The organism is Streptomyces sp. NPDC012794 (assembly GCF_042901085.1).
GTDB lineage: Bacteria > Actinomycetota > Actinomycetes > Streptomycetales > Streptomycetaceae > Streptomyces.
Map to the genome: position 1 here is coordinate 25,343 of NZ_JBIBCI010000031.1, position 17,035 is coordinate 42,377.

Sequence of the window (17,035 nt, forward strand, 5' to 3'; positions counted from 1 at the left end):
GTCTCCCTTCGCCCCCGCTCCGTCCTTGCACCTGCCGTCGGCCGCGCGCACCGGCGCCGGCCGTCCGCGGGTCAGGCCCGTACGAGCCGCTCGGCCCGCGGGCCCGTACCAGCGACCGCCCCGGCCACCGCCGGCGCCTTGACCGCACCCTCCGGTCCGGCCATCAGGATCGAGCGCTGGAGCCGCCGCAGCGCGGTGGACGGCTCCAGGCCCAGGTCTCGTACGAGCGTGGTGCGCAGCCGCTGGTACACGTCCAGTGCCTCGCCGCGCCGGCCCGAGCGGTGCAGGGCGAGCATGAACTGCCCGTGCAGGTTCTCGTGGGTGCGGTACCGGCTCACCAGCACGGTCAGCTCCGCCAGCAGCTCGCGGTGGCGGCCCAGCTTGAGATCGGCCTCGATGCGCTGGTCGAGGGCGCACAGCCGGGTCTCCTCCAGGCGGCGCGTCTCCATGTCCAGCTGGACGCCGCCCTGTACGTCGGCGAAGGCGGGGCCCGACCAGAGGGCGAGGGCCTCGCGCAGCCGCTGCGCGGCGACCGGGTAGTCACCCGCGTCGATCGCCCGGTAGCCCATGCCGGCGAGCCGGTCGAACTCGCGGACGTCGCTGGTACCGCCGTCGCTGTTCAGCAGGTAGCCGCCGGGCAGCGTCACGAGCACGTCCTTCGCGGTCCGCTCCTCGTCCTCGCTGCCCTCCAGGGCGGTCGCGATGAGCGCGCGCAGCTGGAGGACGTACGTCTGGAGGGTGGTGCGAGCGCTGCGCGGGGGCATCGACCCCCACAGCTCCTCGATCAGCGCCGACACCGGTACGACCTGGTCGGCGTGGAGGGCCAGGAGCGCCAGGACCTGGCGGGGCTTGGGGGCGGTGGGCGTGATGGAGATCCCGTTCTCCCGCACGGCGAGTGCGCCCAGTACATCGATGTCCACGTCGTACTCCCCTGTCCTTTGGATGAGTCGCAAGAGTCAGTAGAAAACAGGCCGGACGGTTTGTCAATGCGTAACCGGTCGACCGGCTTTCGGCCGGGCGAATCTCGCCGCTCCTCGGAAATATCCATCTGACCTGGGCTTTTGCGTGAACAGCACAGACCCACGACAGCTTGGAGCCGTTCAGCCACCTCGCTACGCAGGTCATATAACACCCATCAGGGCCCAACAATCAAACCATTCAGTCTGTTTTTTGATAGGCGACGGCCTTCCCGTCCGGAGCGATCCCCGGCAGCACCACCGTCCAGATCCGGGCCAGCGCCTGCCGCGAGGTCCACTCCGGTTCCACGGACAGCAACTCCCTCAACCCGGAGGTGATGGCCACGACCACCCGCGTCGCGTCCTGCGGGGAGACCCCCTCGGCCAGAAGCCCGGCCCGTTCCGCGGTGTCCATCAGCTCCTGTGTCCACAGACGGCACTGCCCCCGCAGATCCACCCTGCTGCGGTGGGCGGCGTCGGCGCCCAGGGCGAAGCCGGCCCGTACGACCACGTCCGCGGCCAGCAGTTTCAGCAGCGCGTACGTCGCGTCGACGAGCACCAGCAGGGGATCGCCGTCCCGGTCGCCCGCGCCTTCCGCTTCGGCGATCCGCCGCAGCCTGCGCGCCGCCCGGGCCTCCACGGCCCGCGCCAGGGCGGGCTTTCCGTCGAAGTGGAACTGGACGGCGCCGGAGGTCACTCCGGCCCGCTCGCTGATCGCGGCGATCGACGCCGCGGCGAAGCCCTCCTCGGCGAACACCTCCGCCGCGGCCAGCACGAGAGCTTCCCGCGTGCGTGCCGCACGCTCCTGCTTGACCATGAGGGGCTCCACACCGCAATCGCCGCATCCGCGGGCCGCCCCACACCGAGGGGGTACGAGATCCTGGGCCACAGTCGACGCCCTCACCGGAGCCGGACCGGACTCCCGCCAGAGCCGCCGTCCACCGCCGACCGCGTCAACGCCCGTCGCCCGTCCCGGCGCTCGCGGCCGGGGGCACCCCCAGCACCCTTACCACCGGCCCCGTCGCGGCCGTCGTCACCAGGGCCATCAGCACCAGGACGGTGAACAGCTCCACCGCGATCACCCCCAGCCCGAGCCCCACGTTCAGCACCACCAGCTCCGTCACCCCGCGGCAGGTCATCAGCGCCCCCAGCAGCACGGCGTCCCGCCCCCGGCGCCGCCGCCACCCGCGCCGCCGCCGTCGCCGCGCCCCACTTCGCCGCGACGGCCACCCCCAGCACCGCCGCCGTCCACCACCAGGCCCGGCCCCCGTGCAGCGCCCCGATGTCGGTCCGCAGCCCGGTCCCCACGAAGAACAGCGGCAGCAGCACCGGCACCGCGAACTCCCGCGTCCGCCGCGCCGCCAACTCCACCGCCTCCACCCCGCGGCACCACCGCCCCGAGGACGAACGCCCCGAACAACGCGTGCGCCCCCAGCGCCTCCGTCGCCTACGCCGCCAGGCAGATCCCGCCGAACAGCACCACGACCCCGCCGCCCCGCCCGGCCTCCGGCGCTCCCCCTCCGGCCGCCGCACCCCCCACCGCCCGACCGCCCGGGCGAGCAGCGGCCGCACACCCCACCACATCCCCGCCTCGAAGCCCCCGGCCGGCGCCGCCCGCCCCAGCCCGGCCCCGGCACCACCGCCCCCGGCGACGGCCACGACCACGACCACGACCACGACCACCGCCAGCAGGCACCAGGCGACCACGTCCGCCACCGCCGCGCAGGCCATCGCCAGCACCCTCACGGGCGTCCCGTACAAACCCTGCTCGGTGAGGATCCGCGCCAGCACGGGAAGGCGGTGACGCTCAGCGCCACCGCCACGAACAGTACGAACTCCCCCCGCCCGACCCCCTCCGGCACGAAGGTCCCGTACAACCCAAGCGCCAGCGCCACCAGGAACGCGAAGACGACGAGCCCGAGGTTCCCCAACGCCCCCAGGGACGGCAGCACCTCATCCGGCAGCACCCACCGCTGCCCCTCCGGCCACACCCGCCCCAGGAAGGCGGGCCCGAGCGGGATCCCCACGGCGATCTCCCCGACCACCGCCGGCTGCCCGAGCCCGCGCGCCGACACCCCGCCCGCACCGCACGCGAGGACCACCACCGCCACGGCGACCAGCACTCCACCCGCCACGGCCCTGTCCTGCCCGGGGCCCCGCGCACCGGAACCAGAGGCAGCCCGACTTCAGGAGGTCGCCCGACTTCAGGAGGTCGCCCGCCGCTCCACCAACAGCCCCAGCCCGTCGAAGATCCGCTCCAGCCCGAACTCCAGGGCCTGGTCCTGCCCCCCGTGCTCGGCGACGGAGGCCAGCGCGCCCGCGAGCGCCGGATACTCCTCGCCCCTCATCCGCACGACCTCCCCGAACACCGCCCCGAGTTCCTCGTCCGGGCCGCCGGCGCCACCCGTCGCCCGCTCCTGCTCGGCGATCCCCCGTACGTGCCCGGCCACCAGCACCACCGCGTCCATCGCCTCGGCCCCGCTCAGCCCGCACCCCTCCAGCGCGGCCAGCGCCCGCTCCAGCCACCCGACCTCCCGCGGCCCCATCGCCCGCGCCCCCACCATCGCGTCCAGCAGCCACGGATGGGCCCGGAACCCGGCCAGCAGCTCCCGCGCCCACGCCCCGAGCCGCTCCCGCCACCCGTCCCCGGCGGCCGCCAGCGCGGCGTCCAATCCCCGTGCCGGGTCGGGCAGCGCGGCCTCCACCATCAGTGCGACGGCCTCCGCCTTCCCCGGTACGTACCGGTAGAGGGCCATCTTCGTGACCCCCAGTTCCCCGGCCACCCGCTGCATCGACACACCGCCGAGCCCCTCGCCGTCGGCGATCTGGACCCCGGCCCCCGCGATCTGTTCCAGGGTCAGCCCCCGCCTCGGCCCCCGCGCCGGCGTCACCGGCGGCCCCCACAACAACCGCACCGCCGCCGCCCACTGCCCGTCCGCCACCGGATCCCCTTGCCTTCGCACCAAAACCGCGTCTACCGTACACACCGAAACAGTATCCATCGGACACAGTTATTTGGGGACACGTATGCCCACCACCAGAACCGTGCTCATCTCCGGCGCGAGCGTCGCGGGCCCCGCCGTCGCCCACTGGCTCGCACGCCACGGCTTCCGCCCCACCGTCGTCGAGGTGGCCCCGGCCCTGCGGGACGGCGGCCACGCCGTGGACTTCCGCGGGGAGACCCACCTCCGCGTCCTCCACCGCATGGGCATCCTCGACGCACTCCGCCGCGTCCAGACCGGCGGCACCCCGATGACCTTCGTGGACGCCGACGACAGGGAACTCCTCCACCTCCCCGCCGCCTTCGCGGGCGGCGACGTGGAAGTGCTGCGCGGCGACCTCTCCCGCATCCTCTACGAGGCCTCCCGCCCTTCCACCGAGTACCTCTTCGGCGATTCGATCACCTCCCTCACCGAGACCGCCGCCGGTGTGGACGTCACCTTCCGGCACGCCCCGCCCCGCAGCTTCGACATCGTCATCGGCGCCGACGGCCTGCATTCCACCGTCCGCCGGCTGGCCTTCGGCCCCGAGGAGCGGTACGTCTCCCACCTCGGCCACTACGCCGCCACCTGGAGCCTGCCGGGCGACCCCCACCCCGTCCGCCGCGGCTCCGTCGGCTTCAACGCCCCCGGCCGCCTCGCCTCCGTCGGTTCCTCCCCAGCCACCCCCGGCCGCGCGGGCGCCTTCTTCCTCTTCGCCTCGCCCGAGCTGTCGTACGACCGCCACGACCCGGCCGCCCACAAGGCGCTCATCAACCGTGCCTTCGCCGGCTTGCCCTGGCGCGTGGGCCCGCTCCTCGAGTCCCTCGCCGGCGCCGAGGACCTCTACTTCGACTCGATCAGCCGCGCCGACGTCGACGCCTGGTCCACCGGCCGGACCGCCCTCCTCGGGGACGCCGCCTGCGGCGCGACGATCGGCGGCATGGGCACCGGCACCGCGGTCGTGGCCGCGTACGTCCTGGCGGGCGAACTGGCCCGCTCCCCCGAGGATCCCCGGGCCGCCTTCCGCCGCTACGAGTCCCTCGTCCGCCCCTACGCCCGGGCCTGCCAACGCGGCGGCAACCGCACCGGCCCCTTCCTGGCCCCCGCCACCCCCCTCGGCCTGCGCCTGCGCAACACCCTCCTGAGCCGCCCCGGCTGCCTGGCCCTGATGCTGAAGGCGGGCCGCACGACCGCCACCCTCCCCCTCCCCCTCCCCCATTAACGGCGTTAACACCCCACCCCGGCCCGGCCCTTCGGGGCGTTAACGCCGTTAACGCCCCCACCCCCATCTCCACGAAGAATGACCGGCAAAACACCCCAAACCATCCCAGAACACAACTCCCAAGCGCCTTAAAAGTACTGGTCGACTGGTTTCTTTTCGATCGCTCCGACTAGATTGACCTTGCCCACAGCGGACGTAACCGACAATCAGGAGACACACACGTGGCGAGGGTCAGGCAGGAACGGGCCGAGATCACCCGGCAGGCGATCCTCGACGGCGCGGCCGTCGCCTTCGACCGCGCCGGATTCGGCGGCACCAGCCTCAGCGACGTGGTCAGGCACGCCGGAGTCACCAAGGGAGCCCTCTACTTCCACTTCCCGTCCAAGGAAGCCCTCGCCCGCACCCTGGTGGACGAGCAGTTCCAGGTGTCCAAGGACGTCCCCGCCCTGGAGGACCCGGGCCTCCAGACGGTCATCGACCTCACCCACCAGATGGCGGCCGGGCTGCGCACCAACGCCCGCATCCGCGCCGGCATCCGCCTGGTCATCGAGTTCGGCTCGTTCACCAGCCCGGACCCGTCCCCGTACAACGCCTGGATCGAGACCTGCCGCAGCTGTCTGACGCCGGCCCAGGAACGCGGCGACATCATGCCCTCGCTCGACGTGGACGACCTCTCGACGTTCCTCGTCGGCTCGTTCACCGGTGTCCAGGTGACCTCGCACGTCCGCGCCGACCGCGAGGACCTGCACGCCCGGGTCGTCGACCTGTGGAACTACCTCCTCCCGGGCATCGTGCCCGCCTCCCGCATCCCCCTTTTCGACCCGGCGGGCTCTCCCTCCTGCCGCGCCGCGCTGGGCCAGACCGGCCCGCAGGCGCCCGTTCCGGTCGGCTGACGACGCCTCCAGGGCGGCCTCGCGCACACCGTGGTGAACCACGGGGGTGCTCGCTACGGCGTGTGCGAGGCCGCCCTGTCGCGTACCCGGAACCCTTCTCCACCCATTTCGTTAGCAAAACCCAAGCGTGGCACCCACGCACACCCCAGAACGTTAGTAAAGTCCCTCTCATGACTTCGCCCTCGTCCCAGAACGACCGAGAGAAGGTCGTCTCCAAGCTCCCCCCGTGGCTCCGCCAGGAGTTGAAGATCCGCACCGCCCAACTGCGGGTCGACATCCAGGACGCCGTCCACCAGGGCATCGCCCACTGGAGCGCCCTCGCCTCCGCCCCCTCCCCCGTCGACACCTCCGGCGCCGAGTCGTTCTCGACCTGGCTGCCCGCCGGACAGTGGGAGTCCTTCCGCACCGACTGCAAGGACCGCGGCGTCTCCCTCATCCAGGGTCTCGCCCAAGCGGTGCGCCTCTGGCTGGAGCTGAACCCGGCCCCCACCGTCAAGCGTCCCTCCGTCGTGCGCCGCATCGTCGTGTGCAACCAGAAGGGCGGGGTCGGCAAGACCGCCGTCACCGCCGGCACCGCCGAAGCCCTCGCCGAAGACCCCGCGAGCCTGCACCCGGTCCGCGTCGCCCGCCAACTGGCCCGCCTCGCCACCCCCGAGGACACGGACGCCGGCCACTCCGGCTCCTCCCTCGACCTCGAAGACCTCCCGGGCCTGGGCATGCGCGTCCTGCTCGTGGACTTCGACCCCCAGGGCCACCTCACCAAGCAGCTCGGCCAGCAGCCGCTGCCCATCGGCGGCGACAGCCTCACCTGCCACATGGCCGGCGAGGCCAAGGGCCCCCTCCAGGACCTCATCGCCCCCATCACGCACGACCGGTTCGGCGACCGCCTCCACCTCCTGCCCGCCTGCACGGACGCCTTCCTCCTCGACGTCCGCCTCTCCACCGTCCGCGCCCGCGAGGCCGCCCTCGAACGCGCCCTGGCCCCCGTCGAGTCCGACTACGACGTCATCCTCATCGACTGCCCGCCCAGCCTCGGCCTGAGCATGGACGCGGCGATCTACTACGGCCGGCGCCGCGACGCCGAACAGCCGGGCGCCTCCGGCGCGCTGATCGTCGTACAGGCGGAGGACTCCTCCGCCGACGCGTACGACCTCCTCACCTCCCAGATCAACGATCTGCGCGACGACCTCAGCCTCGACATCGACTACCTCGGCCTCGTCGTGAACCTCTACGACGGCCGCCGCGGCTACATCGCGACGAGCTCGCTCCAGGCGTGGATGGACATAAAGGATCCGCGGGTCGTGGCGATCGTCCCCGACCTCAAGGAACAGCGCGAGTCCGTCCGTCTCAAGCAGCCCCTCTTCGTCTACGCCCCCAACGGCGACCAGGCCGTCGCCCTACGCGCCCTCGCCCGGGAGATCTCATGAGCAGCAAGGCCGACAAGCTCGGCGTCTCGGCGTCCTTCGCACGGGCCCAGCCCGTCGGGGTCAGCCCCCGCCGCGCCGCCATCGCCGAGGCCACCGGCGCCCCCACCTCCGGGGTGGTCCCGCCGTCCGAGGTCCCCATCGACGCCCTCGCGCACAACCCGTTCAACCTCCGCGAGGACCTCACCGACCTCGACGAGCTGGCCCAGTCCCTCGCCGTACGGGGCCAGCTGCAGCCCCTCGCGGTCGCGACCCGGCTGGCCTTCATGGAAGCCCACCCCGGCCAGACCGACGGCCTGGGCCGCGCCCCGTACGTGGTCATCGACGGCAACCGCCGCCTCGCGGCCGCCCAGCTGGCCGGCCTCAAGACGATGCACATCCACGTCAACGACGCCCTGTCCGCTTCGGCGGCGGACATCCTCGAATCGGCGCTCATCGCCAACGTCCACCGGGTCGACGTGGCCCCCATGGACCAGGCCCGCGCCCTCCAGGAACTGGTCGAGGTGCACGGCTCCCAGGCCCAGGTGGCCAAGCGGATCGGCAAGACGGCGGCCTGGGTCTCCCAGCGCCTGACCCTGCTGAACCTGACGCCCGAGCTCCAGGGGAAGGTGGAGACGGGCGAGCTGAAGGTCGAGCCGGCCCGCCGCATCGGCCGCCTCCCCCAGGAGGAACAGGCGGCGGCCGCCACCGAGAACATCCAGGCCGTCAACCCCCCGCGCCAGCGCACCCGCCCGGCACCCCGGACCGTTAACGGCGTTAACGCCGCCGACGCCGCCGGCACCCCGGCGCCGGGCACCCCTCCTACACCAGCGCCCCGCCTCACGATCTCCACCCACTCCCCGGAGAGCATCGCGGACGCCCTCACCGCGCACCTCACCCCGGACGACCTGAAGGCCGTCACGGAGCTGCTGATGCAGCGCATCTGATCCGACGGCCCGCACGCACGGCCGGGCACACGCCGGGGCGCTGGCGGCAGCCACACCGCCAACGCCCCCGCGTGCGGGCAAGGGAGATTTCAGCGGGCCCGGCCGTCCGCCTCCAGGCTGCGCCGCCGCACGAGCAGACGGCCGTCGTCCGCGCGGACCAGCTCGTCGTGGCAGAGCAGTGAGCCGCGGATCGCCAGCGGGCCACCCGGCGCGGTGGCCATCGCCAGCGCGTAGTAGCGGGTGCGCAGCGTGTGGTCGGGCCGCTGCTCGACACCCACCATCCCGAACCAGTGCCGGAAGTCGAGGCCCTGCGCGGCGATGTGTTCGACCCCCGCGCGCACGGTGGCGCGCAGGGCGTCCCTGCCCCGCTGCGGCTCCGGCTCGCCCGCCGACTCGAAGACGGCGTCCTCGGTGAAGGTCTGCGCCCAGGCGTCCGCGTCCGCGCCGGGGCCCTCCACCAGATTCATCTGCCACGCGTAGAACTGCTGCACCTCGGCGTACAGCTCCGCCGACACGTAGGGCTCCGTGCCGTTCGTGGTCCCGCTCATCCGCACTCCCCGTCTCTCGCACACGCGCTCATCGCGCCGAGGCTCCAACGCGCCTCTCGAGTCCGAGTTGAGCCGGGCCCGCCATCGTGACCGCGCAGCATCTTCCAGCCGAATCGAGGTGGCACTCGTGCGTGTCCTGTTCAACGTCTCTCCCGGACTCGACCACATCTATCCCGCCCTTGGCCTCGCGTGGGCCCTCCGTACCGCCGGTCACGAGGTGGCCGTGGCGACCTCCGGAGTCTCCGTCCAGGCGGCGGTGGGCGCCGGCCTCATGGCCTACGACGTGGCTCCCGAGGCCGACTTCTCCATGGTCTTCCCCAAGAAGGGAACCCCGCAGGAGCGCATGACCGCGATGCGCGCCCGGGGCGAGGAGGTCACCCGGTCCGAGGAGACGCCGGACTTCATCCTGGAGAAGTTCAGCCAGATCAACGACCTGATGGCGGACCGGACCCTGCAGTTCGCGCGCGACTGGCGGCCCGACCTGATCGTCTACTCCCGCCTGCAGGGCACCGCGCTGCTCACCGCCCGCGCCCTCGGCATCCCGGCGGTGGAGAACGGCTACAGCTTCCTTCGTGAGGGGAACCTCCCGGAGCGCCTGCTGCCGCACCTCGCGCCCACCTTCGAGCGCCTCGGCGTCCCGGTGGAGCTGCCCACGGTGCAGCCGATCTACTTCGCCCCGCAGGAGTTCATGCGCGGCCAGGGCGAGGGCTGGAGCATGCGCTTCGTCCCGCACCACGGCGGCGGTGTGCTGCCGGAGTGGCTGGCCGCCCCCAAGGAGCGTCCGCGCATCGTCGTGACCCTGGGCACCATCGTGCCCGGCGTGGCGGGCGTGGGCAGCCTGCGCAGCGTCCTGGACGCCGCGGAGGGCCTGGACGCCGAACTGGTACTGGCGCTCGGCGACCAGGTGGACCTGGAGCCGCTCGGCCCGCTCCCCGGCAACGTCCGGCCGGTCGGCTGGACCCCGCTCAGCGCGCTCCTGCCCACCCTCGACGGCATCGTCCACCACGGCGGCGCGGGCACCACCCTGGCCTCCGCGCACGCCGGCGTGCCGCAGCTCGCGATGCCGTACGGGTCCGACAACTGGATCAACGCCGGCATCGTCGAGACGGCGGGGATCGGCTTCAACCTCCAGCCGGACGAGATCGACGTCGAGGTGCTGCGGAGCCTCGTAAGCGACGCCCAGCTGCGCAAGACCGCGGCCGCCGTCGCCGAGCACCTGACCTCCCAGCCCGGCCCGGACTCGATGGTCCCGCGCCTCGTCAAGCTGGCCGGCGGGCGCTGACGGAGGCGAAGCCGCGCCATCCACGCGCCACGACATCCCGCACGACGAAAGGAATCACGGAACATGAGACTCACCCTGCTGTCCCGCGCTTCGCGAGGGACCGTCCTCGCGCTCGGCACAGCGGCCCTGGTGGCGGCCGCCGCGCTCCCGGCGCACTCGGCGGTGAACGTCACAGATCTCGGCACACTGCCCGGGCACACCTCCAGCCTGGCGTACGGGATCAACCCCTGGGGCGTCACGGTCGGCTACTCCGCCAACGCCCAGGGCGTCAGCCGCCCGGTCCGCTGGGCGGCGAACGGCAACATAACCGACCTGGGCACGCTGCCCGGTGACGTCAGCGGCACGGCGTTCGTGGTCAACGCCTCCGGTACGATCGCGGGCCGCTCGGTCGCGGCCGACAAGTCCGAGCGCGCCGTCGTGTGGCGCCCCAACAGCGCGCCCGTCCAGCTGCAGGGGCTGCCCGGCTCGGTCAAGAGCCGCGCCTACTCGATCAACACCTTCGGGACGGTGGCCGGCTTCTCGGCCACTCCGGACAACGTCTACAAGGCGATGCGCTGGGACTCGGACGGCAAGGCCGTCCACCTGCCCCCGCTGCCCGGCGGCACCGCCAGCTCCGCGGGTTCCATCAACAACTCCGGTGTCACGGTCGGCTACTCCCTCCAGAACGGTTTCCAGAACGCGGTCCGCTGGAACGCCGACGGCACCCCCGTCCCGCTCGGCGGCATCCTGCCCGGCGACGACTCGAGCCAGGCCAGCTGGGTCAACGACCTCGGCGTCACGGTCGGCAATTCGTTCAAGGCCGGCAAGTTCTACGACGGCCCGTACCACGCCGTGCGCTGGAACCAGCAGGGGCAGGTCGTACCGCTGGCGCCGCTGCCCGGCCACACCGGGTCCGCCGCCTACGGCATCAACAACCTCGGGGTCGCGGCCGGGTTCTCGTACTCGCCCGGCGGCGTCTACCACGCCGTGACCTGGAGCCCGGACGGCACGGTCACCGACCTCGGCGTCGCCTGGCCGTCCGGCGCGACCGAGGCCTACGCCGTCAACGACTCCGGGACGGCGGTCGGTTCGCTGACCACCGGCGCGGGCGTGCTGCGCGCGGCGCGCTGGCGCAGCTGACCGGTCACCACGGAAGAGGAGCCCATGGGAGAGACACACACGCACCGCTCCGCGCACGAGCTGCCGGTGCGCGCCTCCGCTCAGGACGTGCACCGGCTGCTCGCGGACGAGGGGAACTGGCCGCGCGTCTTCGCCCCCTTCGTCCACCTGGAGAACCTCGGCCGGGACGGCGAGTTCGACCGGATCGGCATGTGGGGGCACTACGACGGCACCGTCGAGCACTGGGTGGCGCTGCGCCGCGTCGACCAGGACGCCCTGCGCGTCGAATTCCGGCCGGAATCCCTTCCGCCGCAGGTGGAGTCGATGCTCCGCTCCTGGGTGGTCGAACCCGCCCCGGACGGCGGCTCCGTGGTGCGCCTGGAACACGAGTACCGTCTCAAGGACCCGGCGGCGGCCGAGACGGTCCGCAGCACCGTCGAGACGATCGCCCGCACCGAGGTCGCGGCGGTGCGCGACGCCGCGGAGCTGGCCGCGCTGCGGCCCGAGGCCCTGGTCACCGTGGAGGACGGCGTCACCGTCGCGGCGCCCGTCGAGGCGGTGTTCTCCGCCCTCTACGAGGCCGGCGAGTGGCCCTCCTACATGGCGCACGTGGCACGGGCCGACGTCCGGGAGGGCAGCGAGGGGCACACCCAGGTCCTGGAGCTGGACACCGTCGAGCGTCACGGCGGGATCTTCACCACCCGGGCGGCCCGGGTCGGGCTGCCCGGCTCGAAGATCGCCTACAAGCAGCTGCTGCTGCCGCCGCTGGGCGCCTCGCACCACGTCCAGTGGCTCCTCACGGAGCAGGACGGCAGCACCGTCGTCCGCTCCCTGCAGACGGTCGTCATCAAGGAGTCCGGCGTCGCGGCCGTGCTCGGTGAGGGCACCGGGCTGGAGGCCGCCAGGGGGTTCGTACAGAACGAACTGAGCTCGAAGGTCCGGCTGGTTCTCGATGCGGTCAAGAACCGTCTCGAGCAGGATGCGAACTGATCCACATGACGAACTACTGAAAGGACCCCCGTAATGCGAGCAGCCGCTCTGTCCGAGTTCGGCGCCCCCGAGGTGCTGCGGGAGACCACCGTCAAGGACGTGCAGGCCGGTCCCGGCGAAGTGCGCGTACGCGTCAGGGCCGCCGGAGTGCTGCCCTTCGACGTGCGGGTGCGCGGCGGCTGGACCCCGCCGTTCATCAAGCGGGAGTTCCCGATGGTCCTCGGCAACGAGTTCGCCGGCACGGTCGACCAGACCGGCGAGGGGGTGACGGCCTTCGCGGAGGGTGACGAGGTGCTCGGCTACAGCGTCCTGGGCGCCTACGCCGAGTACATCACCGTGGCGGCGGACCAGATCGTCCGCAAGCCCCCGGCCATGCCCTGGGAGGTCGCGGCCGGCTTCTCCGGCAACGGCCAGGGGGCGCACATGGCCCTGTCCACGGTGGGCGTCAACGCGGGCGACACCGTACTCGTCAACGCGGCCGCGGGCGGGTTCGGCACCTTCGCCGTGCAGCTCGCCCTCGCCTGGGGTGCGGGCCGGGTCATCGGCACGGCCAGCGAGCGCAACCACGACCATCTGCGCGCACTGGGTGCCATCCCCGTGACGTACGGCGAGGGTCTCGCCGAGCGGGTGAGGGCGATCGCGCCCGACGGCGTGGACGCGGCCCTGGACGCGGCGGGCCCCGACGCCCTGCGGGCCTCCGTCGAGGTGGCCAAGGACCGGAACCGAGTCGTCACGATGATCGCCGACGAGGCGGCGCAGGAACTGGGGCTGCCGTCGGTGGCGGGCGCGCGCTCGGCCGAGCGGCTCGCCGAACTCGTCGGCCTGTACGTCCAGGGCAAGGTCAACATCCACATCCGTGAGGCGTATCCGCTCGCCAGGGCCGACGAGGCCCATCGGGACGTGGAGAGCGGCCACGGCCGCGGCAAGGTCGTCCTGACCATCGGCTGACCTGCTCGCGATGCCCCACCGCGAAGGGGGCGGCCACCACGGCCGCCCCCTCTCGCTTGCGTGCTTCGAGGCTTCCTCGACCGGCCTGCCACAGTCTCGGAGCAACCCTCCGGGCCCCTGCGAACGAGCCGACGACAACACGAGGTGAGACTTTCCGTGAAGGGAATCATCCTGGCCGGCGGGAACGGCACCCGGCTGCATCCGCTCACCCTGGGAATCTCGAAACAGCTGCTCCCGGTCTACGACAAGCCGATGATCTACTACCCGCTGTCCGTGCTGATGCTCGCCGGAGTCCGGGACATCCTCATCATCAGCTCACCGGTGGACCTGCCGCAGTTCCGCCGCGTCCTCGGTGACGGCAGCGCGCTCGGTCTGAACCTGTCGTACGCCGAACAGCCGGAGCCGCGCGGCCTCGCGGAGGCGTTCGTCATCGGGGCCGAGCACATCGGCGGTGACTCCGTCGCCCTCGTCCTCGGTGACAACGTCTTCCACGGACCCGGATTCGCCCAGCTGCTGCACCGCCACGTCCCGCACAAGGAGGGGGCGCTGCTGTTCGGCTACCCCGTGCGCGACCCGGAGCGGTACGGGGTGGGCGAGACGGACACCCTGGGCAGGCTCGTCTCCATCGAAGAGAAGCCGGCGCGGCCGAAGTCGAACCGGGCCATCACCGGCCTGTACTTCTACGACAGCGATGTGGTGGACATCGCCCGTGGGCTGCGCCCCTCCGCACGAGGCGAGCTCGAGATCACGGATGTCAACCTCGAGTACCTCGCCCGCGGCAAGGCCTCGCTCATCGACCTCGGCCGGGGTTTCGCCTGGCTGGACACCGGCACCCACGACTCGTTGCTGGAAGCGTCCCAGTACATCCAGACCCTCGAGCGGCGCCAGGGGCTGCGCGTCGCCTGCGTCGAGGAGATCGCCCTCCAGATGGGGTTCATCGACGCCGACCAGTGCCACCGGCTCGGCTGGCTCCTGCGCAAGTCCGGCTACGGCGAGTACGTCATGTCCGTGGCGGAGTCCGCCCGGGCCGGCCGGCTCGCCACGACGGTTCCGGCCGCGACGGCGGAAACCGTCGCGGCCCTGTTCTAGGGGGTGCCCGGCGGATCAGGGACGGGCACCCCTGGTCAGCTGCGGCTGGACTCCGGTGCCGCCTTCGCCGTCTCGTCGGCGGCCTCCCCGTCGGGCCGCCTCGGCATGAAGAGCGCGGGTACGACCATCGCCGCCGCCATCCCCAGCACCCACCAGAAGGTGTTCGCGTAGGCGGACGGGTCCGCCTGCGGGCCGCCGGCATCCGAGGCGCCGAGGTTCACGGACAGCAGCAGGGCGACCATCGCGGTCCCGAACGACGCCCCGACGCGCTGCACCACCGCGATCATGACGGTGCCGCGGGGAATCCGGTCGCTAGGGATGTCGAGGTAGGCGGTGATGAGGATGGCCACGCCGACCACTCCGAGCCCCAGGCCCCGTACGCCCAGGGAGACGCCGAGGAGCAGGTCGTCCGGGTCTGAGGCGAGCTGGGTGAAGCCGACGGTGCCCGCCACGGACAGGGCGGTGGCGAACAGGATCAGCACCCGGGGCTGGTAGCGGTCCGTGAGCCACCCGGCGACCGACAGGCCGACCAGCATGCCGAGGCCCTGGGGGGCGAGCAGCCAGCCGATGGTGGAGCTGTCGTGGCCCAGGGAGCGGGCGTAGAAGAGCGGCAGGACGAAGAGCGGGCCGTAGACGGCCACACCGCTGAGGAACACCAGCAGTGAGGACGAGGAGAAGGCCCGGGAGCGGAAGAGCCCCACGTCGACGAGCGGGGACCGCGAACGCACGGAGTGCACGCAGAACGCGGCGATCAGCGCCGCGCCGGCGAGGAGGACTCCGACCGTCAGCGGGTCGGTCAGCTGCGCCACGTCACGTACCCGCGAGAACCCGTACACCAGCGCGACCATGCCCGGGGGCAGCAGCATGACACCGACGCGGTCGACCTTGGCGTCCCCTCCGCCGGTGGAAGGCGGCAGCACCCTGTGCGCGAGGACGAGCGCCACGAGGATCAGCGGTACGTTCACGAAGAAGATCCAGCGCCAGCTGGCGACGTCGATGATGAGGCCGCCGGCCACCGGCCCCAGGATCGGGGCGAGTTGTCCGGGGATGCCCACCAGGCTCATCACCTTGCCGAAGCGCTTGGGTCCCGCCGCCTGGGCGAGGATCGTCTGCACCATCGGGAGCACCATGCCACCGCCGACGCCCTTGACGACACGGAAGGCGATCAGGCTCTCGACCGACCAGGCCACCCCGCACAGCACCGATCCGCCGAGGAACACGACCAGGGCGAACATCCACATCCGTCTGCTGCCGAACCGGTCGACGGCCCATCCCACCAGGGGCGTCACCAGGGCCAGGGTGAGGAGGTACGAGGTACTGACCCAGGACAGCGCCGTCTCGGACGCTTCCAGATCGGCCGAGATCTCGTTCAGCGCGACGCTGACGATGGTGGAGTCCAGCAGTGAGGCGATGGCGCCTATGAGCAGGGTGCCCGCGAGGATGAGCAGTCTGCGGTCCAGGCGTTCCGGGGGTGGAGTCTGCATACGAGGACCGTACGAAGCCGCGCTCTGCTCCGCCTCGAATCCGGTTCGAGCGATCCTGTTCCCGCGGACGCGTGCCGCGGCCGCCCCGGACGGGCGTCGGCGGCACGCCCGGAGGGCGCCGACCGCCGTGGGGCCCGGGCTACTTGCGGGTGCCGAGGAAGAATCCGGGACGGCCGCCGCCCGTCTCGACGTACTCCACGTCGAGACCGCTCTTGCGGAAGGCGTTCGTGTACTCCTCGCGGGAGAACAGCGTCAGGTAGTCGACCTCGCTGCGGTGCTGGATTCCCGTCCCGGCGTCGGCGACCACGTAGTGGATCTCCATCCGGGTGACGTTGCCCTCCCGCGTGGAGTGGGAGACGCGGGAGATGCCCTGGTCGCCGTCCTTGAACGCGTGGGTGGAGACGTAGCCGGGGAGGAAGTTGTCCGGGAAGTACCACGGTTCGATGGCCAGGACGCCGTCCTCGACGAGGTGCCGGGTCATGGCCCGGACGGCGGAGTCCAGGTCCTCGACGGTGCGCAGGTAGCCGATCGAGCTGAACATGCACACCACGGCGTCGAAGGTCTCACCGAGGTCGAAGGAGCGCATGTCGCCCTGGTGGACGGGAACGCCCGCGAGCCGCTCGAAGGCGAGGTCCGCCATCCACTGGGACAGGTCGATCCCGGCCGCGCGGTCGAAGATCTTGGCGAAGGCGGCCAGGTGGATGCCCGTGCCGCAGGCCACGTCCAGCAGGCTCGCCGCGTCCGGCTTGCGCCCGCGGATGAACCCGGCCACCTGGGCGGCCTCCGCTTCGTAGTCCTTGCGGTCCTGGTAGAGCCGGTCGTAGAGCTCCGCCTGGCTCTTGTTCTCGTACATGGATCCCCTCCCGTTGAACACGTCCCGGCGCGGTCCTGGGACCGGGACGAGGCTGACCCGGCCGGCTCGTGTCCACCTCGACCCCCACTGGACGTCCGGAGCCGGCCCACTGCCGTCGTCAGGGCCCGCCCGATCCTCCGTCAGGCAGTTCCAGGTTGAGCGAGCCTCCAGAGGTCTTGGCGAGCCTGGGGTGTTCCCCCTTCGCGGCACCGACCCGCTGCCCCTCGAGCCACCCCCGGAGAGCAATGTCCCGTCGCCTGTTCACCTCCGAGTCCGTGACCGAGGGTCACCCCGACAAGATCGCTGACCAGATCAGCGACACGATCCTCGACGCGCTCCTC

19 protein-coding genes are annotated in these 17,035 nt (G+C 72.1%); 11 read left to right on the plus strand and 8 right to left on the minus strand.

Annotated features, from left to right (window positions below):
• Window positions 1-71: 71 nt before the first annotated feature.
• The 3 genes from ACFY7H_RS32230 to ACFY7H_RS32240 form a co-directional block, all read right to left on the minus strand.
• Complete coding sequence (locus ACFY7H_RS32230; protein WP_388945651.1) at window positions 72-920, minus strand: BTAD domain-containing putative transcriptional regulator; 849 nt, start codon at window positions 918-920, stop codon at window positions 72-74.
• A 238-nt stretch (window positions 921-1,158) separates the two neighbouring features.
• Entirely contained in the window at window positions 1,159-1,773 is a 615-nt protein-coding gene (locus tag ACFY7H_RS32235; protein WP_388945654.1) for a ScbR family autoregulator-binding transcription factor, read from the minus strand.
• Window positions 1,774-1,909: 136 nt separating this feature from the next.
• Window positions 1,910-2,113, minus strand: a complete 204-nt coding sequence (locus ACFY7H_RS32240; protein ID WP_388945657.1) for a hypothetical protein — start codon at window positions 2,111-2,113, stop codon at window positions 1,910-1,912.
• 125 nt (window positions 2,114-2,238) lie between these two features.
• Between ACFY7H_RS32240 and ACFY7H_RS32245 the strand changes: the two genes are divergently transcribed.
• Window positions 2,239-2,760 (plus strand): hypothetical protein, encoded by a 522-nt coding sequence (locus tag ACFY7H_RS32245; RefSeq protein ID WP_388945660.1) that lies wholly within the window; start codon window positions 2,239-2,241, stop codon window positions 2,758-2,760.
• Here ACFY7H_RS32245 and ACFY7H_RS32250 read toward each other — a convergent pair.
• A complete protein-coding gene (locus tag ACFY7H_RS32250; RefSeq protein WP_388945663.1) occupies window positions 2,699-3,091 on the minus strand; it encodes a hypothetical protein in 393 nt (130 codons plus the stop codon). The genes ACFY7H_RS32245 and ACFY7H_RS32250 overlap by 62 nt on opposite strands.
• A 69-nt stretch (window positions 3,092-3,160) precedes the next feature.
• A complete protein-coding gene (locus ACFY7H_RS32255; protein WP_388945666.1) occupies window positions 3,161-3,898 on the minus strand; it encodes a TetR/AcrR family transcriptional regulator in 738 nt (245 codons plus the stop codon).
• A gap of 85 nt (window positions 3,899-3,983) precedes the next feature.
• Between ACFY7H_RS32255 and ACFY7H_RS32260 the strand changes: the two genes are divergently transcribed.
• The 4 genes from ACFY7H_RS32260 to ACFY7H_RS32275 all read left to right on the plus strand — a co-directional run bounded on the left by ACFY7H_RS32260 (window position 3,984) and on the right by ACFY7H_RS32275 (window position 8,402).
• On the plus strand, window positions 3,984-5,159 hold the full coding sequence (locus ACFY7H_RS32260) for an FAD-dependent monooxygenase (RefSeq protein WP_388945669.1): 1,176 nt from the start codon (window positions 3,984-3,986) through the stop codon (window positions 5,157-5,159).
• 221 nt (window positions 5,160-5,380) lie between these two features.
• Window positions 5,381-6,052 carry a ScbR family autoregulator-binding transcription factor gene (locus ACFY7H_RS32265; RefSeq protein ID WP_388945672.1) on the plus strand — a complete coding sequence of 224 codons (672 nt, stop codon included), beginning with the start codon at window positions 5,381-5,383 and terminating at the stop codon, window positions 6,050-6,052.
• A gap of 170 nt (window positions 6,053-6,222) precedes the next feature.
• A complete protein-coding gene (locus ACFY7H_RS32270; RefSeq protein WP_388945675.1) occupies window positions 6,223-7,479 on the plus strand; it encodes a ParA family protein in 1,257 nt (418 codons plus the stop codon).
• Entirely contained in the window at window positions 7,476-8,402 is a 927-nt protein-coding gene (locus ACFY7H_RS32275; RefSeq protein ID WP_388945680.1) for a ParB/RepB/Spo0J family partition protein, read from the plus strand. The genes ACFY7H_RS32270 and ACFY7H_RS32275 overlap by 4 nt, the downstream gene beginning before the upstream one ends.
• Before the next feature lie 89 nt (window positions 8,403-8,491).
• Here ACFY7H_RS32275 and ACFY7H_RS32280 read toward each other — a convergent pair whose 3' ends face one another.
• Window positions 8,492-8,950, minus strand: a complete 459-nt coding sequence (locus ACFY7H_RS32280; protein WP_388945683.1) for a nuclear transport factor 2 family protein — start codon at window positions 8,948-8,950, stop codon at window positions 8,492-8,494.
• Window positions 8,951-9,077: 127 nt separating this feature from the next.
• Here ACFY7H_RS32280 and ACFY7H_RS32285 point away from each other — a divergent pair, with 127 nt between their 5' ends.
• The 5 genes from ACFY7H_RS32285 (at window position 9,078) to rfbA (ending at window position 14,357) form a co-directional block, all read left to right on the plus strand.
• Window positions 9,078-10,232 carry a nucleotide disphospho-sugar-binding domain-containing protein gene (locus ACFY7H_RS32285; RefSeq protein WP_388945686.1) on the plus strand — a complete coding sequence of 385 codons (1,155 nt, stop codon included), beginning with the start codon at window positions 9,078-9,080 and terminating at the stop codon, window positions 10,230-10,232.
• Window positions 10,233-10,295: 63 nt separating this feature from the next.
• Window positions 10,296-11,351, plus strand: coding sequence for a hypothetical protein (locus ACFY7H_RS32290; protein WP_388945690.1), 1,056 nt, complete (start codon window positions 10,296-10,298; stop codon window positions 11,349-11,351).
• 24 nt (window positions 11,352-11,375) lie between these two features.
• The gene (locus ACFY7H_RS32295; protein WP_388945693.1) at window positions 11,376-12,320 is read left to right on the plus strand and encodes an SRPBCC family protein; all 945 of its coding nucleotides are present in this window, start codon (window positions 11,376-11,378) and stop codon (window positions 12,318-12,320) included.
• A gap of 33 nt (window positions 12,321-12,353) precedes the next feature.
• Window positions 12,354-13,268: an NADP-dependent oxidoreductase gene (locus ACFY7H_RS32300; protein ID WP_388945696.1), complete on the plus strand. Its 915-nt coding sequence runs from the start codon at window positions 12,354-12,356 to the stop codon at window positions 13,266-13,268.
• A 156-nt stretch (window positions 13,269-13,424) separates the two neighbouring features.
• On the plus strand, window positions 13,425-14,357 hold the full coding sequence (rfbA, locus tag ACFY7H_RS32305) for a glucose-1-phosphate thymidylyltransferase RfbA (protein ID WP_388945699.1): 933 nt from the start codon (window positions 13,425-13,427) through the stop codon (window positions 14,355-14,357).
• Between the two features lie 35 nt (window positions 14,358-14,392).
• Here rfbA and ACFY7H_RS32310 read toward each other — a convergent pair whose 3' ends face one another.
• Together ACFY7H_RS32310 and ACFY7H_RS32315 are read right to left on the minus strand one after the other, a co-directional pair.
• Window positions 14,393-15,841, minus strand: coding sequence for a DHA2 family efflux MFS transporter permease subunit (locus tag ACFY7H_RS32310; protein ID WP_388945702.1), 1,449 nt, complete (start codon window positions 15,839-15,841; stop codon window positions 14,393-14,395).
• A gap of 139 nt (window positions 15,842-15,980) precedes the next feature.
• Window positions 15,981-16,694: a class I SAM-dependent DNA methyltransferase gene (locus tag ACFY7H_RS32315; RefSeq protein WP_388945705.1), complete on the minus strand. Its 714-nt coding sequence runs from the start codon at window positions 16,692-16,694 to the stop codon at window positions 15,981-15,983.
• 245 nt (window positions 16,695-16,939) lie between these two features.
• Between ACFY7H_RS32315 and ACFY7H_RS32320 the strand changes: the two genes are divergently transcribed.
• The coding region (locus ACFY7H_RS32320; RefSeq protein WP_352332740.1) for an S-adenosylmethionine synthetase N-terminal domain-containing protein at window positions 16,940-17,035 on the plus strand (96 nt) is incomplete at its 3' end.

Bases quoted from the DNA above. Each gene is read 5' to 3' on its own strand.
- ACFY7H_RS32295 (WP_388945693.1), top strand. From the start codon at position 11,376: ATGGGAGAGACACACACGCACCGCTCCGCGCACGAGCTGCCGGTGCGC.
- ACFY7H_RS32245 (WP_388945660.1), top strand. From the start codon at position 2,239: ATGTCGGTCCGCAGCCCGGTCCCCACGAAGAACAGCGGCAGCAGCACC.
- ACFY7H_RS32310 (WP_388945702.1), bottom strand. From the start codon at position 15,841: ATGCAGACTCCACCCCCGGAACGCCTGGACCGCAGACTGCTCATCCTC.
- ACFY7H_RS32235 (WP_388945654.1), bottom strand. From the start codon at position 1,773: ATGGTCAAGCAGGAGCGTGCGGCACGCACGCGGGAAGCTCTCGTGCTG.
- ACFY7H_RS32270 (WP_388945675.1), top strand. From the start codon at position 6,223: ATGACTTCGCCCTCGTCCCAGAACGACCGAGAGAAGGTCGTCTCCAAG.
- ACFY7H_RS32280 (WP_388945683.1), bottom strand. From the start codon at position 8,950: ATGAGCGGGACCACGAACGGCACGGAGCCCTACGTGTCGGCGGAGCTG.
- ACFY7H_RS32300 (WP_388945696.1), top strand. From the start codon at position 12,354: ATGCGAGCAGCCGCTCTGTCCGAGTTCGGCGCCCCCGAGGTGCTGCGG.
- ACFY7H_RS32290 (WP_388945690.1), top strand. From the start codon at position 10,296: ATGAGACTCACCCTGCTGTCCCGCGCTTCGCGAGGGACCGTCCTCGCG.
- ACFY7H_RS32260 (WP_388945669.1), top strand. From the start codon at position 3,984: ATGCCCACCACCAGAACCGTGCTCATCTCCGGCGCGAGCGTCGCGGGC.
- ACFY7H_RS32275 (WP_388945680.1), top strand. From the start codon at position 7,476: ATGAGCAGCAAGGCCGACAAGCTCGGCGTCTCGGCGTCCTTCGCACGG.
- ACFY7H_RS32315 (WP_388945705.1), bottom strand. From the start codon at position 16,694: ATGTACGAGAACAAGAGCCAGGCGGAGCTCTACGACCGGCTCTACCAG.